Raw genomic sequence first — 7,612 nt, 5'->3', positions numbered from 1 at the left:
ATTTTTAGCCTATTGTTATTGATTGGTTTGGCCCTATTTATCCGAATTGGCTATCGAGAATACCTAAAGATTCAACGAGCCAAAAGCGTCAAGCGTCAACGTCGTGTCCATTATCGTGACCGTAAAGGCGGCAAAAATGGTCGACCGACTAACATCAAAAAATAACATTAAGAGAGATTATCGAGCAACGTTTGATACTTTTTCTCTAGTGCATGATTTCCTACCCGCTGTTCTAATTCAATTAATAATTGTAATGATGCTTTTTGATAGCCATATCGTTGATGTAGCTGCATTAAATGGATACGCGCCGAGTTAAATTCGTTGTCATCCATTTGTAGCTTAGCCAATTGGAGTAGCGAATTTATTCGCGTGGGATCGTGTTCCAAGGCGCGTTTAAAATATTGTTTAGCTTTGAGCGCATCATTAGCTTTTAGGGCACAGAATGCCGCGTTTTCGTAACTCGCAGGGATCAAATAGTAATAAGGTTGCTCTACTGCGCGTATAAAAAACTGATCCGCTTTTGCGTAGTCTCCTTCTTTGCATAAAAATGTTCCGTAATTATTGAGCACGTTACCATTGTGGGGGTTATCGCGCAGTGCTTGTTGATACAAGCGCGCCGCTGATTTTTTTTCACCAACGGTTTCAAAGTAATGTGCCATAGACAGTTGCGAGCGATAGTAGTGAGGAGCGTGTTGCAGGGCGATTTCTAAATTTTGACGAGCTTTGACTCTACTACCGTTTTCTAAATAGCCAAGTCCAAGTTCGATGCGTGATTCTGCCATTTCAATTGGCGTACTGAGCGATTCCGCTTGTTCTTGTTCAGTAATGGTCACGCAGCCCATTAGCCCTATTGATAGAGTTAATGCTGACAGGTATTTCATGGCGTTGCTCCTTAAGACTCAAACCGAAGCTTGGTATATAAGCCATGATAGATAAATCGAACCAAGCAAGAATAGCGTAAGAAAAACAATGCGAGCCAGTTGGCAATCTTAGTGTATCCAAAGCGTGAGGCGCTGCTTTGGATACGATTGATGGAGGCTAGTCGTCTCTAGTAAATCGATCTTCACTAAAGTGTTCGAGATCGTAGGGAGTTTGTTGATATACGCAGTAGTTGAGCCAGTTAGAAAATAATAAATGTCCATGGCTACGCCAACTTGCTCTCGGCTGATTATCTGGATTGTCGTTAGGGTAATAATTAATTGGGATAGGGGGCTGTAGCCCTTCAGCTAAATCTCGCACATATTCTTGATGGAGTGTGTCGGCATCATACTCGGGGTGGCCAGTGACAAATACATGGCGTTTATCTTTTGTTGTTGCTAAGTAGACGCCCGCCATCTCAGACGTGGCGAGAAGGTCTAAATCTGTCTGTTGTGCTAGGTAATCCGCATCAAAATCAGCGTAGCGAGAATGTGGAGCAAGGAATGTATCATCAAACCCGCGTAATAGGGGATGAAAGGATTGATGGATATTGTGGTAATAAACCCCAGACAGTTTTTCAGGTCGAGTCTGTTTGGGCAGGTTATAAAGTAGCTTGAGTGCGGCTTGAGCAGCCCAACAAACATATAAGGTAGAGGTTACATGCTCTTTGGCCCATGCCATGATGCGTTGTAGATGGTTCCAGTAAGCAACGTCTTCAAACTGTACTAAACCTAAAGGTGCACCGGTAATGATTAAACCGTCAAAATTACGATGTTGAACCTTATCAAATTGACGGTAAAAAGCGTTAAGATGTTCTTCGGGGGTATTTTTACTGGGCCGATCATCAATCCGCAATAACTCAATATCGACTTGAAGCGGAGAGTTAGATAATAGGCGCAAAAATTGAGTTTCGGTCTCGATCTTCTTCGGCATAAGGTTCAAGAGAAGGACTTTTAACGGTCGGATTTCTTGGGTTGAAGCGCGAGATTCAGCCATGATAAAGATATTCTCTTTGCGTAAAACATCAGTAGCTGGTAGTTGATCGGGAATTTTAATTGGCACGACATTCTCCCTGACTTTTTGTGGACGTCTATACTTCTAGACTTATAGCGTAGTTGTTGGAAAAAGTCGAGAGTAAAATGTTGGTCTTAATTTAATGTATACCCCAATCACTTGGAGTTGTAGGTAGGCGACAAGTGCGTGAACCTCCATGAGCATAGACAGGCGATGTGATTGGGGTGAACGAACGTAGCCAATACCCCTGCAGCTTTAAGTAGGAAGGGTATAACTGGTTAACTATTTGCACCGCCAAGTGGTTTGGATAAACAAATGGATGAATTCATGATGGCTTTATCGCTTATTTTGATTCGTGGACTTCCTGGATCAGGAAAATCAACGCTCGCTAAAACATTACCGGCAATACACATAGAAGCCGATATGTATTTTATCAATGAGCACGGTGACTATTGTTATCGCCCAGAAGCGCTATCTCAGGCTCATACGTGGTGTCAACAGCAGACGGAGTATTGGTTAGCACGGGGCGAGAGTGTTGTTGTCGCGAATACGTTTGTCCGCCAATGGGAGATGGATGCATACCGTCAGTTAGCTCAAAAGTATCAAGCTCTATTGGAGATTAAAGTATGCCGAGGGCAGTTTGATAATATTCATCATGTGGATACCGCCACTGTCGCTCGCATGCGTAAACAGTGGCAAGAATAGCGTTTAATCTCGATGCACGAGCGATCCTTTACCTGTACGTTTAAATTGCCACCAAGCTAGACACCCCCACCCTAGGGTTTGTAAGCAAAGCAGTGTCCATTGTGGAGCGATCTGTCGCCATTCTGCCCCCATTTGATTCAAAGCTAAAAAACCTTGAATCCCTGGTGTGCTGGGAAATAAATTCGCTAACCATGTGATAGGTTTAGGAAGCGCTTCAATTGGCCAAATAAAACCAGCCGAGAAAACTAATGGCAAGGAGCTGAATAAAACAATGACCGTGACCAGCTCTCGTCTTGGCGTTAATGCTCCAAGCCAAATACCAATGAAGCTGGCACTTAGGAGAAATGGAAATAACAAGCAAAGAAGATCAATCGGTTGTGCTAATGTATTAACGCCTAAACGGCTAAAGCTTGCACCAAAGTAATATAGGCTTAATAGATAATAACAGGCTGAAAAGAGAAGGCTACGTATGAGAATTAAGCGAAGCGGTGACACTCGGCTCCAATATCCGTTACCTTGCTTTTGCGTCCCGACCAGTAAGCCGACAGCCATGATCAGAGTTTGGTGCAAAATAAGTACAAAAACAGCTGGAACTACATAATCTATGTATCCCATACGAGGATTAAATGCCGGTTTTTGATTTGATTTTAGTGAGAAAACATGATCGAGAGCGATACTTAGTGGTTCCCCCTCGACGATTAGGCGGGAAATTTTGACTTTCGCTGCTAAAGTTCCTCCTGCTTGCGCTAAACCTTCAACGATCGTGCCATAGACCAGAAAATAGGCCGCATCTCCGGCGTAGGCTAGCGTTGGGCTTTTCCCAAGCAGTAAGTCTTTATAAAAGTGTTCAGGAATTACTAAAATTCCGCTGACATCACCATGTAGAAAAGCCAGTTTAGCGTCCTCAATAGAAGGATCGCGCTGAACAATACGCACTTGAGGTGTTGCGTCGACCATTCGTTCAAGTTGATAACTGGTTTGACTTTTATCCAAATTCACCACGGTGATGGGCAGCTCTCTTGGTGTTTGTTGGCTATAGGGAAGCGGATAGAGGAAGGAATAAAAGACAACCCCACCTAACATCGTTAGCATGACGACAGGATTCGTGAGTAGTGCTTTAAGCTCCGCTTTCAATAGTTTAAACAAGGTCATGTTCACCCCCTGATACGGTTTCTTTATTTTGATGTTTACGAATCAAGGCAAGGGTGAGCCATAGTGGAATAAAGTAGCCGATCATTGGAACTAAATGATGCAACGATTGAAGGGCAGTTAGCCCATAATTGACCTGTGAAAGCTGTACTTCAATATAGTGACTAATTGGTAATAAGTTTCGCCAAATTAAAGCAAGGCTATTCATATCTGAAGCTGGAAAAGTAACGCCCATGAAGGCAAAACTTGGTGCTGTGAACGCACCAGCAAAGCTCATCGCTCGTGCTGGATCGAGAGTCAGAAAATAAAAAAAGCAGCCCATGATAATACAGGCGATTACGGTAATCGCTTGAGCAAAAAAGATCACAGAGAGGCTACCGTGCATTGGCCATTGCATAAATCGATAAAAACAGACAAGAAAAATAATGCCCTGTAGTAGAAAAATAATTGCATAAGGAGTCAGGGTTGCGGTTAAACGTCGTAGCGGTCGATCCTCGAGCCAGTGGTGTAGACCATATTCTCTATAATTGGCGGTTAAGATCATAATAGTTAGAACGACAATAAAGATTTGCCATACAGCAGGCACGGCGGCTGAGACTAAAAATTGGGTATAATTATTGTTTTTATTAAATAACGGGGTCATTTGGGTTTGGACAGGAACAGCCCTTCCCATGGCACTTAGCGGTGTTTGATTACCATGAGCTAAGGTTTTTAGCCCTTCTATTTGTGCGTTAAGGGTTCCTTGAGCTTGAAGAATGGCTGAATTGATCAAACGTCCTACTAAGATGTATTGGCTAGTATAAAAAGAGGTTACTTTGGGCTGTTCTCCTCGATAAACTTTTTTATCAAACTGCGGCGGAATGATTACGTAGGCATAAATTTGACTAGTGATTAAATCATCCTTTGCTTGCGCAACGGTTTGATATTGGTGCGTAACGGCAAGGGTTGAAGATGCATCTAAATAGCGAGTCAGTTGACGTGAGAGCTGGCTTTGTGACAAGTCCACAACCCCCACCGGCAAATTGTGTAGCACTCCTTGTGAGAAAATCCACCACAGTAAGGCTCCGATGCATACCGGAACCCATGTTAAGCAAGAGAGTAGCCAATGATCATGGCGTAATAATTGCCATTGTGAAGGTAGATGATGCAGCATAGCTCAGAGCTCAACAGCGACAGTCATACCCATTCTTAAGCCTTCTACAGCCTGAGTCGGGCGAGCTTCAACTTCAAAGGTTCGTAGATCAAAACCTTGAGTGGCATCGGTAGAACGCCAAGTCGCAAAATCACCCATCGCGGCAATATGAGTGACTTTAAACTCAATGGATTGATTTAAAGCGGGAAGAAAGGCTTTGAATGTTTGCCCTTTTGCGAAATTTTGTAGTCGATCTTCCCGCACATTAAATACTGCCCAAGAATCTTGTGTATCAATGACGGTGACGACAGGAAAACCTTGTGGTGCTAACTCTCCATCATGCAGAAGTACCTGAGAAACTTCACCGTTAAACCAGCTTTCTATACGGGTATCTGCTGCATAGGCTTCAACTTCAGCAACGGCACCTGCTGCCATCCGCTCTTTTTCTAATGCCGCGAGAATGGTTTCTTTGCGCGCTCCTTCCTTAGCCATTTCGTACATTTGAAAGGCTGCGCTTTCTGTATGTTTAGCCGCTTGCCATTGAGTGTTTGCTTCATCACGTTTCTGCTCAGAAATCACCCCGTCTTTATAGAGGTTATTTACCCGTAGATAGGTCTTTTGGGCAAGGTCTGCGGCAGCTTTGGCCGTTAACCATTGATCACGTGCGGCATGAATTTGTTGGTTGCGGGATCCCTTTTCTGCTTCTTGAACTAAAGCTCCAGCGGCTTTTTGACCTGCTAAAGCTTGTTCAAGTTTCGCTTCAATTTCCGGGCTATGTAGCGTGAATATCAACTGTCCCTTTTTGACTTCATCCCCCTTACGAACAAATACCTGATCGATACGCCCAGGAACTTTTGATGAAATACTGTATTGTTGCGATTCAATTTGTCCCTGAATACGCATGGGCTGAGGCTGATAGGCCTGATAAAATTGGTAGCCGATCCAAGTGATAGCTGTGATGGTAGTGATAGTAAGAAGAGCCAATTTCACTGCTTTCATGATGGTTCCTTTTGTGAAGTCAGGTCTTGGGTAAATTGCATTGTTAGGGGGATAGCCATCTCTGTATAGTGTGAAAATGTGTTCATTTCACTAGAGAGGGCCAAGAGTTTACACAAGGAAATGAGATAATTAAATCCGGCGACAGCTTGTTGAGTACGGATGCTAGCGACATAGAGTTCAGCATCCACCACATCTAAAGAGGTGGCAAGACCTTGGTTAAAGGCCGACTGCCGAAGAATTAGATTTTCCCGTGCGAGGGATAAGCTAGAATCAAGGCCTTGTACTTCTTCGAGCGCTTGTTCTGCTTCCTTATAGGTTTTTTCAACCAAAACCGTAAGATCTTGTTTGGCTTGAGCGCGTAAAAAACGGACTTGTGAAACCGTGCTATTAGCCGCTTTTACCTGCTCACTTCGTCCGGTATTTTCAAGAAGAGGAATACTGACACCGATACCGACCATCCAATCTGGTTTCATTTGGCTAGCCAACGAGTCATCGTCATGTAAACTATAGTTACCAAAGGCATAAACCTCTGGATAGTATTTACCTTTTTCTGCTTTAATCAAACTGCTGGCTTGCTTCTCTTTCGCCGCGAGTAATTGTAAGCCTGGGTAGGTAGACAACGTCTGTTCAACAAAGGCGGATAGTGGTGGTAAGCTCTGGTTGATAAAAAGCGGGCCACCCGGTTCAACAAGCTGATTTTCATTTAATATCTGAGTCAGTGCACTTTGAGCGATATCGAGATCTTTTTCTGCTTTTTTACGATCAATCATCGCTTTATCTAGCGAGGCTTCTGCTTGTAAGCGTTCAACGCGTGCAATTTGCCCCTGTTGCTCAAGTTTTAATGCATTGTTTCGGTGCTGGGTTAGGCCTTGCTCTACCGCCACTCGAGTTTTGAGCACCTCTTTTGCTAACACCACGCTATAGTAATATTTCGCTAAATCTTCATAACGAGCTTGTGTCACCATCGCCAGTTGACTTTGTGCTTCTTCTTTTTTCCCTTCAGCGGCAGTCTGTGCGGCATTAATTCGCCCTCCAGTAAAAATGGGCCATATTGCTCTAATGGAAGAGCTAAATATATCGCGTTCAGATAAATGAGTGGTTATCTTAGTAGGATTAATATTCGAGTTAGAAAGTAACCCCGCAATTATCGACGCCATTGAAGAATCTATCGTTGTATTCTCAATCAGCTGCTTGCCTGATACGGAAAGTTCTTTATCCAGCCGAGTGTAGGTGGCCCCTAGTGTAATACTAGGCAAATCAAGAGCACCTGACGCATTTTGCAAATATTGATAACGTTCAACATTGGCTCTTTCTGCGGCTAATGAATGGTTACTTTGCTGCAAAATTTCCCAAGCTTGCTGGAAGGAAATGGGGGCGGCCGATACTGATGAAATACCCTGTAATGAGCATATCAAGAGAGTGAGTGATTTTGGCTTCATCTTTCCGTTCAGAATTTGGTTTAGAGTTAATACTCTATACTATAGATTTTCTACTGGCTTGAGTAGTTTTTTGTTATGACCAAAATCAGGTTGCTGATTCGAAAACTCGAACCAGCAATGCGTTTATTTACTCATTTTATGAGAAATGGTAAGGGCATAAGAAATCGGCTCGCCATACAAGGTGTTTTGTCCCTTGCATTGTGGTCAACACATCCTTTCCTGACATTTGTGGGAACGCAAGCAAGACGCGTAAACT

The 7,612-nt window shown here is 43.4% G+C and carries 7 protein-coding genes; 1 reads left to right on the top strand and 6 read right to left on the bottom strand.

All coding sequences use genetic code 11. The features are described 5' to 3' along the window. Positions 1 to 167: 167 nt before the first annotated feature. Both pilW and metA read right to left on the bottom strand, forming a co-directional pair. Positions 168 to 881 (bottom strand): type IV pilus biogenesis/stability protein PilW, encoded by a 714-nt coding sequence (gene pilW / locus B7C60_RS16120; protein WP_099612519.1) that lies wholly within the window; start codon positions 879 to 881, stop codon positions 168 to 170. 157 nt (positions 882 to 1,038) lie between these two features. Next, positions 1,039 to 1,980, bottom strand: coding sequence for a homoserine O-acetyltransferase MetA (metA, locus tag B7C60_RS16115; protein WP_099612518.1), 942 nt, complete (start codon positions 1,978 to 1,980; stop codon positions 1,039 to 1,041). Between the two features lie 282 nt (positions 1,981 to 2,262). Between metA and B7C60_RS16110 the strand changes: the two genes are divergently transcribed. Further along, positions 2,263 to 2,637: an ATP-binding protein gene (locus B7C60_RS16110; protein WP_099612664.1), complete on the top strand. Its 375-nt coding sequence runs from the start codon at positions 2,263 to 2,265 to the stop codon at positions 2,635 to 2,637. Positions 2,638 to 2,640: 3 nt separating this feature from the next. On the opposite strand, the gene B7C60_RS16105 is transcribed toward B7C60_RS16110, so the two are convergent. The 4 genes from B7C60_RS16105 to B7C60_RS16090 are packed head-to-tail and all read right to left on the bottom strand — an operon-like array spanning position 2,641 to position 7,356. Further along, positions 2,641 to 3,789, bottom strand: a complete 1,149-nt coding sequence (locus B7C60_RS16105; RefSeq protein WP_099612517.1) for an ABC transporter permease — start codon at positions 3,787 to 3,789, stop codon at positions 2,641 to 2,643. Next, positions 3,776 to 4,939: an ABC transporter permease gene (locus tag B7C60_RS16100; protein WP_099612516.1), complete on the bottom strand. Its 1,164-nt coding sequence runs from the start codon at positions 4,937 to 4,939 to the stop codon at positions 3,776 to 3,778. The genes B7C60_RS16105 and B7C60_RS16100 overlap by 14 nt, the downstream gene beginning before the upstream one ends. A gap of 3 nt (positions 4,940 to 4,942) precedes the next feature. Further along, positions 4,943 to 5,917 carry an HlyD family secretion protein gene (locus B7C60_RS16095; RefSeq protein ID WP_099612515.1) on the bottom strand — a complete coding sequence of 325 codons (975 nt, stop codon included), beginning with the start codon at positions 5,915 to 5,917 and terminating at the stop codon, positions 4,943 to 4,945. Next, on the bottom strand, positions 5,914 to 7,356 hold the full coding sequence (locus B7C60_RS16090; protein WP_099612514.1) for a TolC family protein: 1,443 nt from the start codon (positions 7,354 to 7,356) through the stop codon (positions 5,914 to 5,916). The genes B7C60_RS16095 and B7C60_RS16090 overlap by 4 nt, the downstream gene beginning before the upstream one ends. Between the last annotated feature and the right edge of the window lie 256 nt (positions 7,357 to 7,612).

The organism is Vibrio fujianensis (assembly GCF_002749895.1).
Classification (GTDB): Bacteria; Pseudomonadota; Gammaproteobacteria; order Enterobacterales; family Vibrionaceae; genus Vibrio; species Vibrio fujianensis.
This window is presented reverse-complemented; position numbering and strand designations above follow the sequence as displayed.